Raw genomic sequence first — 229 nt, forward strand, 5'->3', positions numbered from 1 at the left:
ACCACTTTGTGATTCATGACTGGGGTGAAGTCGTAACAAGGTAACCGTAGGGGAACCTGCGGTTGGATCACCTCCTTACCTTAAAGAACCTGCCTTTGCAGTGCTCACACAGATTGTCTGATGAAAATACAGCAGTAAAAATCTCTGCAGGCTTGTAGCTCAGGTGGTTAGAGCGCACCCCTGATAAGGGTGAGGTCGGTGGTTCAAGTCCACTCAGGCCTACCAAATT

The 229-nt window shown here is 48.9% G+C and carries 1 tRNA gene and 1 rRNA gene; both read left to right on the plus strand.

Features of this window, described 5'->3' with window-relative positions:
- Positions 1 to 78, plus strand: a 16S ribosomal RNA gene (locus MXM41_RS22755); the annotation flags it as partial.
- A gap of 70 nt (positions 79 to 148) precedes the next feature.
- Positions 149 to 225 (plus strand) — tRNA-Ile (locus tag MXM41_RS22760).
- Positions 226 to 229 lie beyond the last annotated feature (4 nt).

Source organism: Leclercia adecarboxylata, assembly GCF_035787115.1.
Lineage (GTDB): Bacteria > Pseudomonadota > Gammaproteobacteria > Enterobacterales > Enterobacteriaceae > Enterobacter > Enterobacter adecarboxylatus_E.